This is a genomic window from Mycobacterium sp. 852002-51613_SCH5001154 (assembly GCF_001667425.1).
GTDB lineage: Bacteria > Actinomycetota > Actinomycetes > Mycobacteriales > Mycobacteriaceae > Mycobacterium.
Genome location: NZ_LZII01000008.1, coordinates 80288 through 99112, shown reverse-complemented (window position 1 = coordinate 99112; position 18825 = coordinate 80288). Strand labels below are relative to the sequence as shown.

General features: G+C 68.2%; 18 protein-coding genes. 11 read left to right on the top strand and 7 right to left on the bottom strand.

The genetic code is table 11. From position 1 onward, the window contains the following. The first annotated feature begins 110 nt into the window (after positions 1-110). Genes A5750_RS03855 through A5750_RS03840 form a run of 4 tightly spaced genes read left to right on the top strand, consistent with a single transcriptional unit; the run spans position 111 to position 4062 of the window. Positions 111-1742, top strand: coding sequence for a long-chain fatty acid--CoA ligase (locus A5750_RS03855; RefSeq protein ID WP_067261262.1), 1632 nt, complete (start codon positions 111-113; stop codon positions 1740-1742). A 41-nt stretch (positions 1743-1783) separates the two neighbouring features. Continuing rightward, the gene (locus A5750_RS03850; RefSeq protein WP_067261260.1) at positions 1784-2257 is read left to right on the top strand and encodes an SRPBCC family protein; all 474 of its coding nucleotides are present in this window, start codon (positions 1784-1786) and stop codon (positions 2255-2257) included. Positions 2258-2277: 20 nt separating this feature from the next. After that, the gene (locus A5750_RS03845) at positions 2278-3162 is read left to right on the top strand and encodes a class II glutamine amidotransferase (protein ID WP_066948215.1); all 885 of its coding nucleotides are present in this window, start codon (positions 2278-2280) and stop codon (positions 3160-3162) included. A 30-nt stretch (positions 3163-3192) separates the two neighbouring features. After that, positions 3193-4062, top strand: a complete 870-nt coding sequence (locus A5750_RS03840) for a patatin-like phospholipase family protein (protein ID WP_067261279.1) — start codon at positions 3193-3195, stop codon at positions 4060-4062. A gap of 32 nt (positions 4063-4094) precedes the next feature. Here the strand turns inward: A5750_RS03840 and A5750_RS03835 are convergent, their stop codons facing one another. Continuing rightward, positions 4095-5174 carry a patatin-like phospholipase family protein gene (locus tag A5750_RS03835; RefSeq protein WP_066948283.1) on the bottom strand — a complete coding sequence of 360 codons (1080 nt, stop codon included), beginning with the start codon at positions 5172-5174 and terminating at the stop codon, positions 4095-4097. 90 nt (positions 5175-5264) lie between these two features. Beyond that, positions 5265-5708, bottom strand: coding sequence for a lipoprotein LpqV (locus A5750_RS03830; RefSeq protein WP_066948212.1), 444 nt, complete (start codon positions 5706-5708; stop codon positions 5265-5267). Positions 5709-5819: 111 nt separating this feature from the next. Here A5750_RS03830 and A5750_RS03825 point away from each other — a divergent pair, with 111 nt between their 5' ends. Continuing rightward, entirely contained in the window at positions 5820-6416 is a 597-nt protein-coding gene (locus A5750_RS03825) for a cysteine dioxygenase (RefSeq protein ID WP_066948209.1), read from the top strand. Next, the gene (locus A5750_RS03820) at positions 6416-6865 is read left to right on the top strand and encodes a rhodanese-like domain-containing protein (RefSeq protein WP_066948205.1); all 450 of its coding nucleotides are present in this window, start codon (positions 6416-6418) and stop codon (positions 6863-6865) included. Before A5750_RS03825 ends, A5750_RS03820 begins: the two co-directional genes overlap by 1 nt. On the opposite strand, the gene A5750_RS03815 is transcribed toward A5750_RS03820, so the two are convergent. Genes A5750_RS03815 through A5750_RS03805 form a run of 3 tightly spaced genes read right to left on the bottom strand, consistent with a single transcriptional unit; the run spans position 6866 to position 10480 of the window. Continuing rightward, positions 6866-8626, bottom strand: a complete 1761-nt coding sequence (locus A5750_RS03815) for an alpha/beta-hydrolase family protein (protein ID WP_066948201.1) — start codon at positions 8624-8626, stop codon at positions 6866-6868. A gap of 7 nt (positions 8627-8633) precedes the next feature. Beyond that, a complete protein-coding gene (locus A5750_RS03810; RefSeq protein WP_066948197.1) occupies positions 8634-9416 on the bottom strand; it encodes an enoyl-CoA hydratase in 783 nt (260 codons plus the stop codon). 14 nt (positions 9417-9430) lie between these two features. Further along, on the bottom strand, positions 9431-10480 hold the full coding sequence (locus A5750_RS03805; RefSeq protein WP_067261278.1) for an enoyl-CoA hydratase/isomerase family protein: 1050 nt from the start codon (positions 10478-10480) through the stop codon (positions 9431-9433). 224 nt (positions 10481-10704) lie between these two features. On the opposite strand from A5750_RS03805, the gene A5750_RS03800 reads away from it, so the two are divergent. Further along, positions 10705-11556: a Bax inhibitor-1/YccA family protein gene (locus tag A5750_RS03800; protein WP_066948279.1), complete on the top strand. Its 852-nt coding sequence runs from the start codon at positions 10705-10707 to the stop codon at positions 11554-11556. Positions 11557-11696: 140 nt separating this feature from the next. Here A5750_RS03800 and A5750_RS03795 read toward each other — a convergent pair whose 3' ends face one another. Then, positions 11697-12914: an acetyl-CoA C-acetyltransferase gene (locus A5750_RS03795; protein WP_066948191.1), complete on the bottom strand. Its 1218-nt coding sequence runs from the start codon at positions 12912-12914 to the stop codon at positions 11697-11699. An 83-nt stretch (positions 12915-12997) separates the two neighbouring features. Next, entirely contained in the window at positions 12998-13972 is a 975-nt protein-coding gene (locus A5750_RS03790) for an SGNH/GDSL hydrolase family protein (RefSeq protein ID WP_066948188.1), read from the bottom strand. 231 nt (positions 13973-14203) lie between these two features. On the opposite strand from A5750_RS03790, the gene A5750_RS03785 reads away from it, so the two are divergent. From A5750_RS03785 to A5750_RS03770, 4 genes are all read left to right on the top strand, one after another. Beyond that, complete coding sequence (locus tag A5750_RS03785; protein ID WP_066948185.1) at positions 14204-15274, top strand: alpha/beta hydrolase fold domain-containing protein; 1071 nt, start codon at positions 14204-14206, stop codon at positions 15272-15274. 70 nt (positions 15275-15344) lie between these two features. After that, the gene (locus A5750_RS03780) at positions 15345-16751 is read left to right on the top strand and encodes a cystathionine beta-synthase (protein WP_066948183.1); all 1407 of its coding nucleotides are present in this window, start codon (positions 15345-15347) and stop codon (positions 16749-16751) included. 102 nt (positions 16752-16853) lie between these two features. Next, positions 16854-17564 carry an RDD family protein gene (locus A5750_RS03775; protein WP_066948180.1) on the top strand — a complete coding sequence of 237 codons (711 nt, stop codon included), beginning with the start codon at positions 16854-16856 and terminating at the stop codon, positions 17562-17564. A gap of 48 nt (positions 17565-17612) precedes the next feature. Further along, positions 17613-18773 (top strand): cystathionine gamma-synthase, encoded by a 1161-nt coding sequence (locus A5750_RS03770; RefSeq protein WP_066948177.1) that lies wholly within the window; start codon positions 17613-17615, stop codon positions 18771-18773. Positions 18774-18825 lie beyond the last annotated feature (52 nt).

Below are 18825 nucleotides of genomic sequence, written 5' to 3'. Positions count from 1 at the left end.
AGGGTGGAGGCTGCTGGCGGCTCATCGCCACCGGCCCGGGATGCGGTCACGCCGTTTCTCGAGGATTGACATCAGGCGACGCTGCGCCGGGATCCAAAGGCGGTACCTCAATGGACAGCACGATGCAGGACTTTCCGTTGACGATCACCGCGATCATGCGGCACGGCTGCGGTGTGCACGGGGAGCGCACGGTCACCACCGCCACCGATGACGGCTACCGGCAAATCAGCTACCGCGAACTGGGTCACGACGTCGCCCGGCTGGCCAACGGATTGCGCCGCCTCGGCATCAACGGGGACCAGCGGGTGGCGACGTTCATGTGGAACAACGCCGAACACCTGACCACCTATCTGGCGGTGCCGTCGATGGGCGCCGTGCTGCACACCCTCAACATCCGGCTGTTCGCCGAGCAGATCGCCTATGTCGCCAACGAGGCCGAAGACCAAGTGGTGCTGGTCGATATGTCGCTGGCCAAGCTGCTCGGTCCGGTGTTGGGCGACCTCAAGACCGTGCACACCGTGATCGCGGTGGGGGAGGGTGACACCGCCGCGTTCGAGGGGTCGGGCAAGACCGTGCTGCGATATGCCGACGTGCTCGCCGGCGAGTCGACCGAGTTCGACTGGCCGCGGATCGACGAGAAGTCCGCGGCCGCGATGTGCTACACCAGCGGCACCACCGGCAACCCGAAAGGTGTTGTCTACAGCCACCGTTCGAGCTACCTGCACACCATGGCCGCCTGCACCACCAACGGCATCGGCGTGGGTTCCGTCGACAGCGTGCTGCCGATCGTGCCGATGTTCCACGCCAACGCGTGGGGCCTGCCCTACGCCGCCCTGATGGCCGGTGCCGACCTCGTCTTGCCCGACCGCCATCTCGACGCGCGCTCGCTGATCCGCCTGGTGGAGGACCGGCGACCGACCGTGGCGGGAGCGGTGCCCACCATCTGGAACGACGTCCTGCACCGCCTGGAGGAAGAACCGGGCCACGACATGTCGTCGCTGCGGCTGGTGGTCTGCGGGGGCTCGGCCGTTCCGGTGTCGCTGATGCGCACCTTCGAGGAAAACCACGGCGTTGAGATCCGGCAACTGTGGGGCATGACGGAAACCTCCCCGATGGCCACCATGGCGTGGCCCCCGCCGGGAACCCCGGAGGACCAGCACTGGGCGTTCCGCGCCACCCAGGGCCAACCGGTCTGCGGCGTGGAGATGCGGATCGTCGACGACGAAGGTCAGGTGCTGCCCAACGACGGTGAGGCCGTGGGCGAGGTGGAAGTCCGCGGCCCATGGATCGCCGGCTCGTACTACCTGACGGCCGACGACTCGAAATTCGACTCCGGCTGGCTGCGCACCGGCGACGTCGGACGGCTCGACGAGCGGGGTTTCGTCACCCTGACCGACCGGGCCAAGGACGTCATCAAGTCCGGCGGCGAGTGGATCTCGTCGGTCGAGTTGGAGAACAGCTTGATCGGGCATCCGCATGTGGTAGAGGCCGCGGTGGTCGGCGTGCCCGACGAGCGGTGGCAGGAGCGGCCGCTGGCCGTCGTGGTGGCCAAGGAAGGCACCACAGTCAGCGCCGAGGACCTACGAAAGTTCCTCGCGGAGAAGGTGGTTCGCTGGTGGCTGCCCGAGCGGTGGGCGTTCGTCGAGGAGATCCCGCGCACCAGCGTCGGCAAGTACGACAAGAAGGCCATCCGGGCACGCTACGCCGAGCATGGCTACTGGGTGGTCGAGGCCCGCGACTGAGCGCGCGTCTCCGCGAATAACCCAGGGCAGGAAGGAACCCCATGTCCCAGCCGCTTGTCGTCGAACAATCGCACGTGGTGCCCGTCGCGCCCGACGCGGCGTTTCACGGCACGCTGCCCATCCCGCTGCCCGAGATCTTCGGCCGCCGGTACGGGCCGATACCGCCGATCAAGGAGGTGCGGGACCAGACCGGCGCCTGGGACGCAGCGGGTCAGAGCCGCACCATCATCCTCGCCGGCGGCGGCAGGGCGCGCGAAGACCTGACCAGTGTCGACCCGCCACGATCGTTCGGCTACCGGCTCACCCAGATCCACGGTCCAATGGCGCTGCTGGTCGGCTCGGTCACCGGTGAGTGGATCTTTACCCCGGCCGATGGCGGCACCGAGATCACCTGGCGCTGGGCCATTTACCCGAAATCCGTCCTGTCCGCACCGGGCCTGCCGCTCTTCGGGATGCTGTGGAAGCGCTACGCGAGCCAAGTGCTGGGCGACCTCGCCGGCGCGTTGACTCACTGAAACTGGGTACCGTCGAGGCCATGTGTCGACTATTCGGGCTGCACGCCGGGACTGACGTTTGCACCGCGACGTTTTGGTTGTTGGACGCTCCCGACAGCCTCGCCGATCAGAGCAGAAGGAACCCGGACGGCACGGGTCTGGGGGTGTTCGACGAGCGTGGCCGGCCGCAGCTGGACAAGCAACCCATGGCGGCCTGGGAGGATGCCGCCTTCGCCACCGAAGCCCACGAGTTGACCGGCACCACCTTCATCGCGCACGTGCGTTACGCCACGACCGGTGCGCTCGACGTTCGCAACACCCACCCGTTCCTGCAGGACGGCAGGATCTTTGCGCACAACGGCGTGCTGGAGGGGCTGGACGTTCTCGGCGAACGGCTGCGCGAAGTCGGCACCGGCGACCTGGTCCTGGGCGACACCGATTCCGAGCGGGTGTTCGCGTTGATCACCGCCTCGATCCGGGCGCTGAACGGTGACGTGACCGCGGGCCTGACCGATGCCATGACATGGCTCGCCGCCAACGTGCCGATCTATGCGGTCAACGTGCTACTGAGCACGGCGACCGACATGTGGGCGCTGCGGTATCCCGAAACCCATGAACTGTACGTCTTGGATCGGTCCGACGATGCCCCCGCCCGGGGCCCGGAATTCGACTTGCGCACCAAGCGAATTCACGCCCGGTCGGAACATCTGTGCACGCGCCCGTCGGTGGTGTTCGCCACCGAACGCATGGACGACGACCCCCGCTGGCGGCTGCTCGAGCCGGGTGAGCTGGTCCACGTCGACGCCGCGCTGCAAGTCGACCGCGGTCTGATACTGCCCGACCCGCCCGCCCACCTGCTGCGCCGGGAGGAGCTGAGCGCGCGGGTGCAGGAATCGCAACACGCGTTACCGAGTGGCCGCCGCTAGCCCAATGTCGTCCTGGCAGAGTGGGTGGGCGTGACAACCAGACGAGCGCTTGTGCTGGCGGGTGGAGGAATAGCGGGAATAGCGTGGGAGACAGGAGTTTTGCGCGGCATCGCCGACGTGTCGCCGGCAGCGGCCGGGCTGTTGCTGGGTTCGGACGTGCTGGTGGGGACCTCGGCGGGCTCCGTGGTGGCCGCGCAGATCGGCAGCGGCAGCACGCTTGACGTGCTGTTCGACCGGCAGATCGCCGAATCATCGGCCGAGATCGATTCCGGGGTCGACGTGGAGGAGATCACCGAGATGTTCCTGGCTGCGTTGGCGGAGCCCTGTGCGGACCCGTCGAACAAGACCCGGCAGCAGATGCAGCGGATCGGGGCTGTGGCGTTGTCGACGAAAACCGTTCCGCCGCCGGTGCGCCTCAAGGTGATCGCCCAGCGCCTGCCGTCGCACCACTGGCCCGATCGGGCGCTGCGGATCACCGCGATCGACGTGGACACCGGCGAATTGGTGGTTTTCGATCGCGAATCCGGCGTCGACCTCGTCGACGCGGTGGCGGCCAGCTGCGCGGTCCCTGGGGCGTGGCCCCCCGTCGCGATCGCGGGCCGGCGCTACATGGACGGCGGGGTCGCCAGCTCGGTCAACCTCGGCGCGGCCGGTGACTGCGACACGGCGGTGGTGCTGGTGCCCTCGGGCGTGGACGCGCCCTCGGCGTTCGGCGACGGGCCGGCCGCGGAGATCTCCGCCTTCACGGGCGCGACGTTCACGGTGTTCGCGGACGCCGACTCGCTGGCGGCCTTCGGGCCCAACCCGTTGGACCCGGCCTGTCGCGTCGCGTCGGCACTGGCCGGACGCGAGCAGGGCCGCCGCGAAGCCCGAGGCGTCGCGCGCTTCCTGGGCGTCTGATCGGGCCGGGACGGTAACGCGCAGTACGGGTTTCAGCTTTCGGGCGGCGGTGGCGTGTTTCTTTCGTTCTCGAAGGCGTCCAGGGCCTCGTCCGCCAGCGCACGGCCGACGGCGATCACCTCGGCCGCCCGGTGGAACTCCAGTCCCCGGCAGACCGAGCGCGGGACCTCGATCAACAGGTCGGGCGGGTAGACCGCCAGCGTATGGCGCGCCAGCGCCGCCTGGGCGATGTCGATCGTCCGGTTCATCACCTCGAAGCTGCCCAGCTTCGGGATCTCGGGTGCGGCGTCGGCCAGTACGTCGGCCGCGTCATCCCCGGCAGCGGGCTCCGCGACGTCCGCACCGTCCGACCAGCTGTCCGCTTCCGCGGGGGAAGCGCCGAATCTGCCCAGGACGGCGCGCGCGGTCGGGCGATCGAGCAGCGACCGGGCCGCGGAGGTGTCGAGCAGCGCGGAGGTGCTGCGCACCATGCGGTTCAACCATTCGGCGGTCACCCCGGCCTCGCCCTCGCGGTTGGCGATCGCCTCGCTGCCGGACAGGCTCACCGCGATGGTCACGTCTGCGTTGATTGCCGACAGCGGGGCCATCGGCAGCGGGTCCAGGATGCCCCCGTCGGCCAACAGCCGCCCGTCGACCTCGTGTGGCGCGATCACGCCCGGTATGGCGATGGAGGCACGGATCGCCGCGTCGATCGGACCGCGCTGGAACCACACCGACTTGCCGGTCAACAAGTCCGTTGCCACCGCGGTGAAGGGGATGGGCAGCTGCTCGATGTCGAGGGGGCCGAGGATGTCGCGCACCGCGTCCAGGATTTTCTCGGCCCGCATCACCCCGGCCGCGCTGATCGAGAAGTCCAGCAGGCGCAGAATGGTGCGCTGCGTCAGGGACTTCGCCCAGTCGGCGAACTCGTCGCGACGACCGGCCGCCTCCAAACCGCCGACCAGCGCGCCCATCGACGAGCCCGCGATCCCCACGATCTCGTAGTCACGGGCGCGCAGCGCGTCGATCACCCCGATGTGGGCGTAGCCGCGGGCCCCGCCGCTGCCCAGCGCCAACGCGACGCGCGTCGGTGACGATCGGCGCGCGATGACTCCGCCAGGTCCGTCCGGCATCTCTTCATTTTGCGCGGCGGAGCGGTATTGCACCGGCCGGGTTGGCACTTTCTCTACCCGTGAGTTCAATCGCGCAGCAGTTCGAAAGCGCTAGCCGCATTCGTCGCCGGCGGCGGCGCGCGCGGCGGTGATCACGGCCGCCTGCCGGGCCGGCGTCAGATCCGCCCAGCGGGCATTCCAGCTGCCCGCGGTGCCCGACGGGGCGGCCTGGACCATCGCCAGATAGGGCTCGAGCAGCGGCTGACCGGTCTTGGGCTGGGCGTCCATCCACAGTTTTGCGGCGTGACAGGCCTGGTAATACTCTTCCTCGGTCGAATTCGCGGGCACGTCGACCCTGGTCGTCACGCCCGCCGGCGACATACCGATGGCGCCCGGCGGCGCCGCAGCGGGGCGGCCCGGTAGGTCCGCCGGCCGCGCAGATGAGGACGCGGGCTTACCGCTCGGGGCGTCAGGCGAGCATCCCGTAGCCGCCAATAATCCGGCCGCCACGAGGAGCGTGCCCCACAGTCGGGGCCGTTGACCGCACCAGCGCACCCTCTCAATCTATGCAACACTGGCGGCCGTGATGGAGCGCTTCGGATTTTGCGAGTGTTGTCGGCCGTAACACGCCGCCGCCTGTCCGATCCTTCTTTGTGGAGCTCCACCATGTCTTTGCCTCTTGCCGCTCCGGCTGCGTTGCGCCCGCGCACCGTTTCGTCCCCATCGTCGGGACCGACCCGCCTGCGGGTTCCCGACCTCCTGCAAGCCACCGACCAGGCCGCCGACGACGTGCTGAGCGGACGCTGCGACCACCTGCTGCCGCCGGGCGGAATACCCGAGTCGCGCCGCTGGTTCACCCGCATCCACGGTGACGAGGAGCTGGACGTCTGGCTAATCAGCTGGGTTCCCGGTCATCACACCGAACTGCACGACCACGGTGGGTCCCTGGGCGCGCTGACGGTCCTGTCCGGGTCGCTCAACGAATTTCGTTGGGACGGCCGGGCCCTGCGGCGTCGCCGGCTCGACGCGGGCGATCAGGCCGGGTTTCCGCTGGGCTGGGTGCATGACGTGGTGTGGGCGCCGCGACCCGTGACGGTGCCGGTCTCGGGCCTGTCGGGCACCGTCCGAGAGCCGGTGACGCCTTCGCTCAGCGTGCACGCTTACTCGCCGCCGCTGACCGCGATGTCCTACTACGAGGTCACCGGCCGAAATCGGTTGCGCCGCCAGCGCACCGAACTGACCGACCAACCGGAAGGACCGTGATGAGCCGCATCGATGTCGTGTTGAGATCCGCCCGGCGCCGCTACCGTCGCCTTCCCGCCGCCGAGGTGCCCGATGCGCTGCGGCGCGGGGCGGTGCTCGTCGACATCCGGCCGCAGGCGCAGCGCTTCCGCGAGGGTGCGATCCCCGGCGCGCTGGTGATCGAACGCAACGTGTTGGAGTGGCGCTGCGATCCGACCAGCGAGGCCAAGCTGCCCGAGGCCGTCGGCGACGACGTCGAATGGGTGATCGTGTGCTCGGAGGGCTACACCTCCAGCCTCGCGGCCGCCGCGCTGCTGGACATCGGCCTGCATCGCGCCACCGACGTCATCGGCGGCTATCACGCGCTCGCGGGTGCCGGTGTGCTGGAACAACTTTCCGGCGCCGGCTCGCACGACGCCGGCCCGGGAGTGCTCGCCAGCTCCGGCAACCCCGGTCGCCGCTGGCTCTAGCTACCCGGTGGAGGAGGCATCCGAATGAAGCAGTGGCCGTAGCTTGTTGGTCTTTTCCGGCGTCCAACCCGGCGGTGACAGCACGGCGGCCCAGCCGTCGGCCGCGTCGGCGACGTAGTGGTGGCCATGGCCCTCGGGGACGTCGACCGCGACGGCCATGTCCGCCGTGACCTGCAGGAACGTCACCACCGGGATCCAGCGGGTCTCGGGCAGCACGTCGTAACCCCGCCGCTCCCGCAGCCAGTCCGGTTTGCTGAACAGCAGGTCGGGGGACCACCAGGCGATCGGATCCGAGGCGTGTTGCAGATAGACCACCCGGGGGTGGTCCCATGCGGAATTCGGGCGCCCCAAATCGTTTGGGCGAGCGACAAACCGGACGTTTTTGCCGTCGTTGTAGATGGGCAACCACTCCGGGGAACCGGCGTCCCGCGTCGACGTCAGGTCGGTCCAGATGGTGTTCTGGAATGTAGGTCCGCTGAACAAGGCGCCGTCGGTGCGGGCGAGGACGTTGTTCAGGCTCATGAACGGCGCCTCGCCGCCGAACGATCCCAGACTCTCGCCGAACACGACGAGCTTGGGGCGTTGCGCTTCGGGCATCTGGCGGATCAACCGGTCGACGGCCTCGAACAGTGCCTGCCCGGCGTGGCGGGCGTTCTCCTTGTCCACCAAAAACGACAGCCAGCTCGGTAGGAACGAGTACTGCATGCTGACGATCGCGGTGTTGCCGTTGTACATGTACTCGAGCGCGTCGGCTTCCGCCTCGTTGATCCAGCCGGTGCCGGTGGTGGTCGCGACGGCGACGACGGCGCGTTGCAGCCCGCCGGTGCGCTGCAGCTCGCGCGCCGCCAGCTCGGCGGTCGCCGTGATGCCGTCCGCGGAGTTCAGCCCGGCATAGGCCCGGATCGGCTCGGTTGCCGGAGCGCCGTTAAAGGCGGCCAGCTGGTCAACCCTCGGGCCGGCTTCCACGAAGATGCGACCTTGGTGCCCAAGGGATTCCCACGACACCAGTGACTCGGGACCGCCGGACCGCAACGGCGTCTTCGGCGGCGCAGTGTCAGGATTCATCTCGTTGTTCGCCGAGGCGAAGGTGTTGTTCATGGTCCGCATCGCGGACTTGAGCACGACACCGTTGAGCAAGGTGATGGTGAGCACCAACAGCAGCGCCACCACGATGGTCGCCGACAACCGAAACGGCGCGATGCGGTCGACCTGGCCGACCAGGAACCTGACCAGCCAACGGATGAACTGACCGATTTCGACGAGGGTGAACAGCACCACCAGCGAAAGGCCCGCGGCCACCGGGTAGTCGTACCACTTCAGGTGCTGTACGCCCATGAGGTCGCGCACGTTGTCCTGCCACACGTGGAACCAGATGGCCATCAGCACCATGCCGAGCGCACCGATCGGAATCAGCACCTTCCACGCCCAGCGCGGCGGCGGTGGACTGTGATCCTTGGCGCGCATGTAGCGGACCAGCCACACGGCGAAGACGCCCAGCCCGTAGCCGATGGCGCCGGAGATGCCGCTGACCAGCCCCTGAAACAACGCACCGCGCGGCAGCAGGGACGGCGTCATGGAGAACCAGATGAAGATGAGGCCCACCGTGGTGCCGGTGAAGGTGTAATGCCTTACCCACCAAGGCTTTTTGGGTGACCGCGGCTCGCGAGTCTGCGGCCGGGTATCCGGACGCGCGCCTTCCTCGGTGACGACCGTCGCGTTGCCGCCGGCTTCGGTGTTCGTCGCTGTGCCCGGCTCGGTCATCGCATGCCTACCGGTGGGTGAAGTTGGGCGCGCGCTTCTCGATGAACGCCGTCATGCCCTCGGACTGGTCCTCCGTCGCGAAGGTGGAGTGGAAGAGGCGACGTTCGTAGAGCAGCCCTTCGGACAGCGTGGATTCGAACGCCCGGTTGACGGCCTCCTTGGCCATCCGGGCCGCCGATCGTGACATTTGGGAGATCGTGGTGGCGACGGCCTTGGCCTCGGCCAGCAGATCATCGGCGGGCACCACTCGCGAAACCAGGCCGCTGCGTTCGGCTTCGGCGGCGTCGATGGTGCGCCCGGTCAGAATGAGGTCCATGGCCTTGGCCTTGCCGATGGCGCGGGTGAGGCGCTGGGAGCCGCCCATGCCGGGCAGCACACCGAGTTTGATCTCCGGCTGGCCGAACTTGGCTGTGTCGGCGGCGATCAGCACATCGCACATCATGGCCAGCTCGCAGCCACCGCCGAGCGCGTGCCCCGCCACCGCGGCGATGGTCGGGGTGCGCACGGCCGCCAGTTTGGCCCAGGGGCCAAAGAAGTCGGCGTCGAACGCCTCGGCGTACGTCAGGGCGGCCATCTCTTTGATGTCGGCACCGGCCGCGAACGCCTTGGCCGAACCCGTGATGATGATCGCTCCGATGCCGGGATCGTTGTCGAATTCCGTTGCCGCCCTGGTCACTTCGTTCATCACCTGGGTGTTGAGCGCGTTGAGCGCTTTCGGCCTGTTCAGGGTTATGGTGCCGACGCGCTCGTCACGCTCGACCAGGATGGTTTCGTAATCAGCGTCTGTCATCGCCAATAGCCTTTCTAGAAACTCAAGTCGTCGTCGACCGGGACGAAATACGCCTCGACGTCGGCCCCGGTCACCGCGGCGAGCGTCGCCGGCGACCACTTCGGGTTGCGGTCTTTGTCGATCAGCTGTGCTCGGATGCCCTCGACCAGGTCGTGTGAGCGCAGCGATGCCGACGACACCCGATAGTCCTGAATGAGAACGTCTTTCACCGTCTCGAGTTTGGCGGCGCGCCGGACGGCTTCCAGGGTCACCGACAACGAGATCGGCGATCGCGTGTCGATCAGGTCGGCGGCGTCTTGGGCAGGTCCAGGGCCGGGGCCGCTGTCATGCGCGCGAAGCGCGGCGACGATGTCCTCGACCGTGTCGCCGGCGTAGCACTCGTCGATCCAACCGTGTTGTGCGGCAAGCTCGCTCGGCGGGGACTCAATGGCGTGCGCGGCAAGCGCGCTCTGGACGCCGTCAGCCACGATCGCGCGGGTGAACGCCTCGAGATCGTCGTGCGGCACGTAGTGGTCGGCGAATCCCATGGCGATGGCGTCGGCTCCGGAAAACGGAGCTCCGGTCAGGGCGGCGTGCAGACCCAGCCCACCGGGCGCTCGGGATAGCAGGAACATCCCGCCGACATCGGGAACGAAGCCGATGCCGACTTCGGGCATCGCGATCTTGGAGGTGTCGGTCACCACGCGGATGTTCGCGTGCGCGCTGACGCCGACGCCGCCACCCATCACGATGCCGTCCATCAGCGCCACGTACGGCTTGGAGAAAACGGCGATCTGGGCATTGAGCAGATACTCGTCGCGCCAGAACCGCCGCGCCTCGACCCCGTCCTTACGCGCGCTGTGATAGATGGAGACCACGTCGCCGCCGGCGCACAAGCCGCGCTCGCCGGCGCCGGAGAGCACCACGGTGGATACCGCGTCGTCTTCTGCCCAGCGGGTGAGTATGGCGCTCAGCGCGTCCACCATCCGCTGATTGAGTGAGTTGATCGCCTTGGGGCGGTTGAGCGTGATCAGACCGACGTTGCCGTCGACGCGGGTTAGAACCTCGTCGGATTCCTCGGTCACGCCCTGACCTCCCATCGCCGGTGCACCTTCGAACGAAAAATCTAGATCGTGACGACCGACGCGATACCCCCGGGTAAGGGTTATCTTTAACCCGACGACAGCGGCCGTGTCATTTAGAAGGCTCCAGGCACCGGAAAATGCCCAGGTCGGCCGGGAACCCGGACGGGACGCTGATCGTTGAGATTGTGTTCGCACAGCTCGAAGCCAATAGAGAGGATCCGACGGTGCGGGAGACAAGCAACCCGGTATTTCGTTCGCTGCCCAAGCAGCGGGGCGGATACGCGCAATTCGGCACAGGCGCGGCCCCAATGCAGGGCTATGGAGGCGACCCCTACGCGGCGCCCTACCAAGCTCCCTACCAGGAGACCAGGGCTTCGCGTCCGCTGACCATCGACGACGTCGTCACCAAGACCGGCATCACGCTGGCCGTGTTGGCGGTGTCCGCTGTGGTCTCCTACTTCCTGGTGGCGTCCAACCTCGCACTGGCGATGCCGCTGACCCTGGTCGGCGCGCTCGGCGGCCTGGGGCTGGTGCTGGTCGCGACCTTCGGCCGCAAGCAGGACAGCCCGGCCATCGTGCTCAGCTACGCCGTCCTCGAGGGGCTCTTCCTGGGCGCCATCTCGTTCGTCTTCGCCAATTTCGCGGTCTCGCACGCCAACGCCGGCGTGCTGATCGGGGAGGCCGTCATGGGCACCTTCGGTGTCTTCTTCGGCATGCTGGTGGTGTACAAGACCGGCGCAATCCGGGTCACCCCGAAGTTCACCCGGATGCTCGTCGCCGCGATGTTCGGCGTGCTGGCCTTGATGCTCGGCAACTTCGTGCTGGCCATGTTCCACGTCGGCGGAGGCACCGGCCTGGGCCTGCGCAGCGGCGGTCCGCTGGCGATCATCTTCTCGCTGGTCTGCATCGGCATCGCGGCGTTCAGTTTCCTGATCGACTTCGACGCGGCCGACCAGATGGTGCGCGCGGGCGCGCCGGAGAAGGCGGCCTGGGGTATCGCCCTCGGCCTGACCGTGACCCTGGTGTGGCTCTACCTCGAGATCCTACGTCTGCTCAGTTATCTGCAGAACGACTAGTTCTCTTCCACGAAAAGACCGGCACGCCGATTGGCGCGCCGGTCTTTTCGTGTGTGCGACGTCGAGTGTGCGCTGAGGGCGGACCTGCCCGGCGTGTTGCGACCATGGCCGCACACTCGACGACGAGCTCGTACGGTCGGTTAGCTCAGTCGCTCGATGATCATCGCCATGCCCTGCCCGCCGCCGACACACATGGTCTCCAGCCCGAACGTCTTGTCGTGCGTCTGCAGGTTGTTGATCAACGTGGTCGCGATGCGCGCGCCGGTCATGCCGAACGGGTGTCCCAGCGCGATCGCCCCGCCGGAGACGTTCAGCTTGTCCTCGTCCATGCCCAGCTCGCGCGCCGAACCCAGCACCTGGACCGCGAAGGCCTCGTTGATCTCGTAGAGGTCGATGTCGTTGATCGACATCCCCGCCCGCGCCAGCGCCTTCTTGGACGCCTCGATCGGGCCCAGACCCATGATCTCCGGCGAGAGGCCGCTGACGCCGGTGGACACGATTCGGGCCAGCGGCGTCAGGCCGAGTTCCTTGGCCTTGGTGTCGCTGGTGATCACCAGCGCGGCCGCGCCGTCGTTGAGCGGACAGGCGTTGCCCGCGGTGATCGTGCCGTTGGGCCGGAACACCGGCTTGAGCTCGGAGACCTTCTCGTAGGTGGTGCCGGGACGAGGGCCGTCATCGGTGCTCACGGTGGTGCCGTCCGGCAGGGTCACCGGGGTGATCTCGCGCTCGAAGAACCCGCTCTTGATCGCCTCCTCGGCCCGGTTCTGGCTGCGCACCCCCCAGCGGTCCTGGTCTTCGCGGCTGACGCCGGTCAGGATGGCGACGTTCTCGGCGGTCTGCCCCATTGCGATGTAGACGTCGGGCAGGTTGCCGTCGGCGCGGGGGTCGTGCCACTCGTCGGCGCCCGCGGCCGCCGCCGCAGAACGCTCCTGGGCGTCGTCGAACAGCGGGTTCTTGGTGTCGGGCCAGGAGTCGGAGTTGCCCTTGCCGAACCGGGACACGGTCTCCACGCCGGCGGAGATGAAAGCGTCACCCTCGCCGGCCTTGATGGCGTGGAACGCCATCCGGGTGGTCTGCAGCGAGGACGAGCAGTACCGGTTCACGGTGGTGCCGGGCAGGAAGTCGAAGCCGAGCTCGACGGCGACCACGCGCGCCATGTTGAAGCCGGACTCACCGCCCGGCAGGCCGCAGCCCAGGATGAGGTCGTCGATCTGGTGCGGGTTGAGCGCGGGCACCTTGTCCAGCGCGGCGCGCACCATCTGGGTGGCCAGATCGTCGGGCCGCATGGAGACCAGCGACCCCTTCATCGCGCGGCCGATCGGCGAGCGAGCGGCAGAGACAATAACGGCTTCAGGCATGACGGTTCCCTTCAAATCCCTTCCGGATTCCGGCGAGTTCGCTTCACAAACCGTTGACTTGACGCCGACGGGCTAGCACAAATCTAGTCGCTGGCCACCTGCGGGCACGACGACGGGGCGAGTCCCGGCGCCGGGCGCCGCCACAGCCGCGACATCACGCTGGTTCGGGTGTGGCGCTGACCGAGCACCGGCGCGGTCGTCGATGCCGCCAACTCCAGCGGTGGGAGGTCGACCTCCTCGCCCAGCGCCTCACACAGCGCGCGCAGCAGCGCGTCGGCCGCGATCGCGTACGCCGGGGCGGACGGGTGGAAGCCGTCCGGGGAGAACATCACGTGGGGCGTCGACCGGAATTGCGGTGTCATCAACTGCGCCAGGGGCACCGGCATACCGCCGGCGGCCCGCACCGACGCGGCCTGGGCGCGCGCCAGTTGCAGACAACGCTCGTGTGCGATCGACCGAAGGGGTTGGGGGATCGCGGTGATGACACCCAGGTCCGGGCAGGTGCCGGCGATCACCACCGCACCGCGGGCGCGCAACTTGCGCACGGTCAGCCCGAGCCGCTGCGCCGACTGGCTGACGCCGTTGAGGGCCGTCACGTCGTTGGCCCCGACCATGATCACCGCCGCATCCGGCGGCTTCCCGGCCACGAACATCGCATCGACTTGGCCGCACAAGCCTTTCGACGTGGCGCCGACGATTGCCTTGGTGCTCAACCGGATTCGCTTGCCCGTCTGTTCGGCGAGGCCGCGCGCGATCCGCACTCCCGGCACTTCCTCGGCGCTGATGCACCCGTAGCCGGCGGCCGTCGAGTCACCGAAGATCATCAGGCTCAGATCGAACGGCACGCCGCGGTGCCACCGCTCCACCGGGCCGCCGCCGCGGGTGTACACGCCGTCGGCGCGGGGCGGGATGTCCCACGCCTTGGGGATGACGGTGCGCGCGTGCGTCGCCTGGCCGGCCAGCAGGTTGCGCGCGCCCAGATAGGCAGTTCCTGTCGAGGCGAGTGCGCCCGCCGTGGCCAGGGCGATTGCCGAACGACGGGGCACCCGCATGGTCACGCGACCAGTTTAGTTCGGCTTGCATGTTTGCGGGGTCGGCTGACCAACAATGTGATCACGGTGCGAAGCAAATGAGGTAACAAATCAGACTCTTTAAATGTTGTCTTAAGAAGTGGCTGTCAAGCTAAGTTCGCGGGGTTGGCTGAGTGCCTCGGGCAAACGGCTGAACCAGATGCTTAGCTGCCTCGTCACATGCTGTATCGCACTACAAAGGCGTAGGAAGTGTTGAGCATGAGCGCACCCGGCAAGGTATCCGGCTCGCCCCGGAACGCCCTTCGTCCACACGACGTCCTCGCGGCTCGCAGGGCCAGCAGGCCGCGCAAGTTCGCGATGAGCGATGGCACCCCGGTCGAGGTCCTCGAATCCGGACCCAGCGTTGCTGCGCGGGTGGCCAACCTGACGTCGCGGGTGACGGTTAGGCCGGTCCTGTCCGTCGGCAGCCACATTCCCAACTTCCCCTGGCCCTGGGGCCTCATCGACCTGGCGGCCCGGGTGGTGCTCCCGGTGACGGCCACCGTCCGCGAGACGGTGAACTTGCCCAACGCGTCGGCGCAGCTGGTGCGCGCCCCGGGCGTGCTGCCCGCGGATGGCACCCGTCGGGTGGTCGTCTACTTCCACGGTGGTGCGTTCTTGACGTGCGGGGCGAACTCGCACGGCCGGCTGGTCGAAGCGCTGTCGCAGTTTGCTGACGCGCCGATCTTGGTGGTCAATTACCGGCTGCTGCCCAAGCATTCGATCGGGATGGCCCTCGATGACTGCCACGATGGCTACCAGTGGCTGCGGCTGCGCGGATATGAGCCGGATCAGATCGTGCTGGCCGGCGACTCCGCGGGCGGCTACCTCGCACTCGCGCTGGCGCAACGCCTCCAGGAGGAGGGCGAGGAGCCGGCTGCGCTGGTAATGATCTCGCCGCTGCTGCAGCTGGCAAAGGAACACAAGCAGGCCCATCCCAACATCAACACCGACGCGATGTTCTCCGCCCGGGCGTTCGACGCGCTGGCCGAGCTGGTTGCCAGCGCGGCCGAAAAGCACAAAGTCGGGGGGCGGCCCGAGGAGATCTACGAGCCGGTGGAGCACATCAAGCCGGGCCTGCCGCGGACGCTGATCCACGTGTCGGGATCCGAGGTGTTGCTGCACGACGCGCGGCTGGCGGCGAGCCGGTTGGCCGCGGTCGGTGTGCCGGCCGAGGTGCGGGTGTGGCCCGGCCAGATTCACGACTTCCAGCTGGCCGCTCCGATGGTCCCGGAGGCGGTTCGCTCGCTGCGCCAGATCGGCGACTATATCCGCGAGGCCACCGGCTAGCGCAATCTCCGTCAGACGCCAACTCCGAAGCCGTCGTGCACCCCCGGAACCTGCCTGAGACGATGAACGCATGCGGATCGCCCAGCACATCAGCGAGCTCATCGGCGGCACGCCGCTAGTTCGCCTGAATTCCGTGGTTCCCGACGGCGCCGGCACTGTGGCGGCCAAGGTCGAGTACCTCAACCCCGGGGGTAGCTCGAAGGACCGGATCGCGGTGCGGATGATCGACGCCGCCGAAGCGAGCGGCCTACTGAAGCCCGGCGGCACCATCGTCGAACCCACCTCCGGCAACACCGGCGTCGGCCTGGCGCTGGTGGCGCAGCAGCGCGGGTACAAGTGCGTGTTCGTGTGCCCCGACAAGGTCGGCGAGGACAAGCGCAACGTGCTGCTCGCCTACGGCGCGGAAGTGGTCGTCTGCCCGACGGCGGTGCCGCCCGACCATCCGGACAGCTACTACAGCGTCTCCGACAGGCTGACCCGGGAGATCGAGGGCGCCTGGAAGCCCGACCAGTACGCGAACCCGGAAGGCCCGGCCAGCCACTACGCCACCACCGGTCCGGAGATCTGGGCCGACACCGATGGCAAGGTCACCCACTTCGTCGCCGGCATCGGCACCGGCGGCACGATCACCGGTGCGGGCCGCTACCTCAAAGAGGTGTCGGACGGGAAGGTGCGCATCATCGGCGCCGACCCCGAGGGTTCGGTGTACTCGGGCGGGACCGGCCGGCCCTACCTGGTCGAGGGCGTCGGCGAGGACTTCTGGCCGGCCGCGTACGACCGCACGGTGCCCGACGAGATCATCGCGGTGTCCGACTCCGACTCGTTCGACATGACTAGGCGGCTGGCCCGCGAGGAGGCGATGCTCGTCGGGGGGTCGTGCGGGATGGCGGTAGTGGCGGCGCTGAAGGTCGCCGAGGAGGCCGGACCCGATGCGCTCGTCGTGGTGTTGCTGCCCGACGGCGGGCGCGGCTACATGGCGAAGATCTTCAACGACGCCTGGATGTCTTCCTACGGGTTCCTGCGCAGCCGTCTAGACGGCTCGACCGAGCAGGCCTCGGTGGGTGACGTGCTGCGCCGCAAGTCCGGCGAGCTGCCCGACCTGGTGCACACGCATCCGTCCGAGACGGTCCGCGACGCCATCGGCATCCTGCGCGAGTATGGGGTGTCCCAGATGCCCGTGGTCGGCGCCGAGCCGCCGGTGATGGCCGGGGAGGTGGCCGGCAGCGTCTCCGAGCGCGAACTGCTCTCGGCCGTCTTTGAGGGCCGGGCCAAATTGGCCGACGCCGTCTCGCTGCACATGAGCCCGCCGTTGCCGATGATCGGCGCGGGGGAGTTGGTCAGCGCGGCCGGCAAGGCGCTGCGCGACTGGGACGCGTTGATGGTGGTCGAGGAGGGCAAACCGGTCGGTGTGATCACCCGCTATGACCTGCTCGGTTTCCTCTCGGACGGGTCTCGTGGACCGTTAGGCCGTCGGTAGCCGGGGCCCCTTTCGGCCGCGACGCGTGTCTCGCCCGGCCGCTGCGCGCTCAGGTACTGTAATGCGGCCTGGTTCAGCTGGTCCGCAGGGGAAGAGGTGCCCATGACCGATCAACCGCCGGCTGGCGACGCTTATCCGCCACCTCCGCCGTCGCCCGGGTCGTCCGGTGGTCAGGCGGTTCCGCCCCCTCCATCGACTCCCGCGGGTGGCTCCTATCCGCCGCCTCCGCCGCCGCGCGGCGGCTCCTACCCGCCGCCCCCGCCGTCCGCCGGTGGGTACGCGCCACCACCTCCGGGACCGGCGATCCGCACGTTGCCGACGGAGTCCTACACGCCGTGGCTGACCCGGCTCGTGGCGTTCATCATCGACATCCTCCCGTACGCCGTCGTGCACGGTATCGGGACCGGGATCCTGGTCGCCACCCAGCAGACGTCGTGCGTCACCGATGTCACGCAGTACGCCGTCAACCAGTACTGCGCGACGCAGAACTCGACCATCGGCCTGGCCGCGCAGTGGTTGGCGTCGCTGGTGGGGTTGATCTATCTGATTTGGAACTACGGCTACCGCCAGGGCACCACCGGGTCGAGCGTCGGCAAATCGGTGATGAAGTTCAAGGTGGTCAGCGAGGTCACCGGTCAGCCCCTCGGCTTCGGGATGTCCATCGTGCGTTCCCTCGCGCACTTCGTCGACGCCATCATCTGCTTCATCGGTTTCCTTTTCCCGCTGTGGGATTCGAAGCGGCAGACGCTGGCGGACAAGATCATGACGACGGTCTGCCTGCCGCTCGACGGGACCGAGCAACAGCTGAGCTAGTCGTGCGGGCGCGGTAGCCGGCTCGGTCGTCACCTAGGCTGGTCGTCGATGAGCGACGACCACACCGGACATTTCACCGGACTCGCCACCAAAGCGATTCACGCCGGCTACCGGCCGGACCCGGCGACGGGGGCGGTCAACGCCCCGATCTATGCCAGCAGCACGTTCGCCCAAGACGGGGTCGGCGTGCTGCGCGGCGGGTTCGAATATGCACGCACCGGCAACCCGACGCGCGCCGCGCTGGAGGCCTCGCTCGCCGCGGTGGAGGAGGGCAGCTACGGGCGGGCGTTCGGTTCCGGCATGGCCGCCGCCGACTGCGCCCTGCGGGCGATGCTGCGGCCCGGCGATCACGTGATCATCCCCAACGACGCCTACGGCGGCACCTTCCGGCTGATCGACAAGGTGTTCACGCAGTGGAACGTCAGCTACACGCCGGTGGCGCTGTCCGACCTGGACGCCGTCCGCGCCGCGGTCACGCCGCAGACCCGCCTGATCTGGGTGGAGACACCGACCAACCCACTGCTGTCCATTGCCGACATCGCGGCCCTCGCCGAACTGGGCAAACAGTTCTCGCTAAAAGTCTTGGTGGACAACACATTTGCCTCACCCGCGCTTCAGCAGCCGTTGAAGCTGGGCGCCGACGTGGTGCTGCATTCGACCACCAAGTACATCGGTGGACACTCCGACGTGGTGGGCGGGGCGTTGATCACCGACGACGCGGAGCTGGACGCGGCCTTCGCCTTTTTGCAAAACGGCGCGGGCGCGGTGCCCGGCCCGTTCGACGCCTACCTGGCCATGCGTGGCCTGAAGACCCTGGTGCTGCGGATGCAGCGACACAGCGAAAACGCTTCGGCCGTCGCGGATTTCCTCTCCGGCCATCCGGCGGTGAGCACCGTGTTGTACCCCGGTCTGCCCGGCCACCCCGGGCACGAGATCGCCGCTCGGCAGATGCTCGGCTTCGGCGGCATGGTGTCGGTGCGCATGCGGGGCGGCCGGCAAGCCGCGCGGGATCTGTGCGCGCGCACCGAAGTGTTCATCCTGGCCGAGTCGCTCGGCGGCGTTGAGTCGTTGATCGAGCACCCGAGCGCCATGACGCACGCGTCGACGGCCGGTTCGCAACTGGAAGTGCCCGACGACCTGGTGCGGTTGTCGGTCGGCATCGAAGACATCGCCGACCTGCTGGCCGACCTCGGCCAGGCGCTGGACTAACCACCGCGAGCAGACACAAAATCGCACGCCCGAGGCGTGTTTCTGCTCGCGG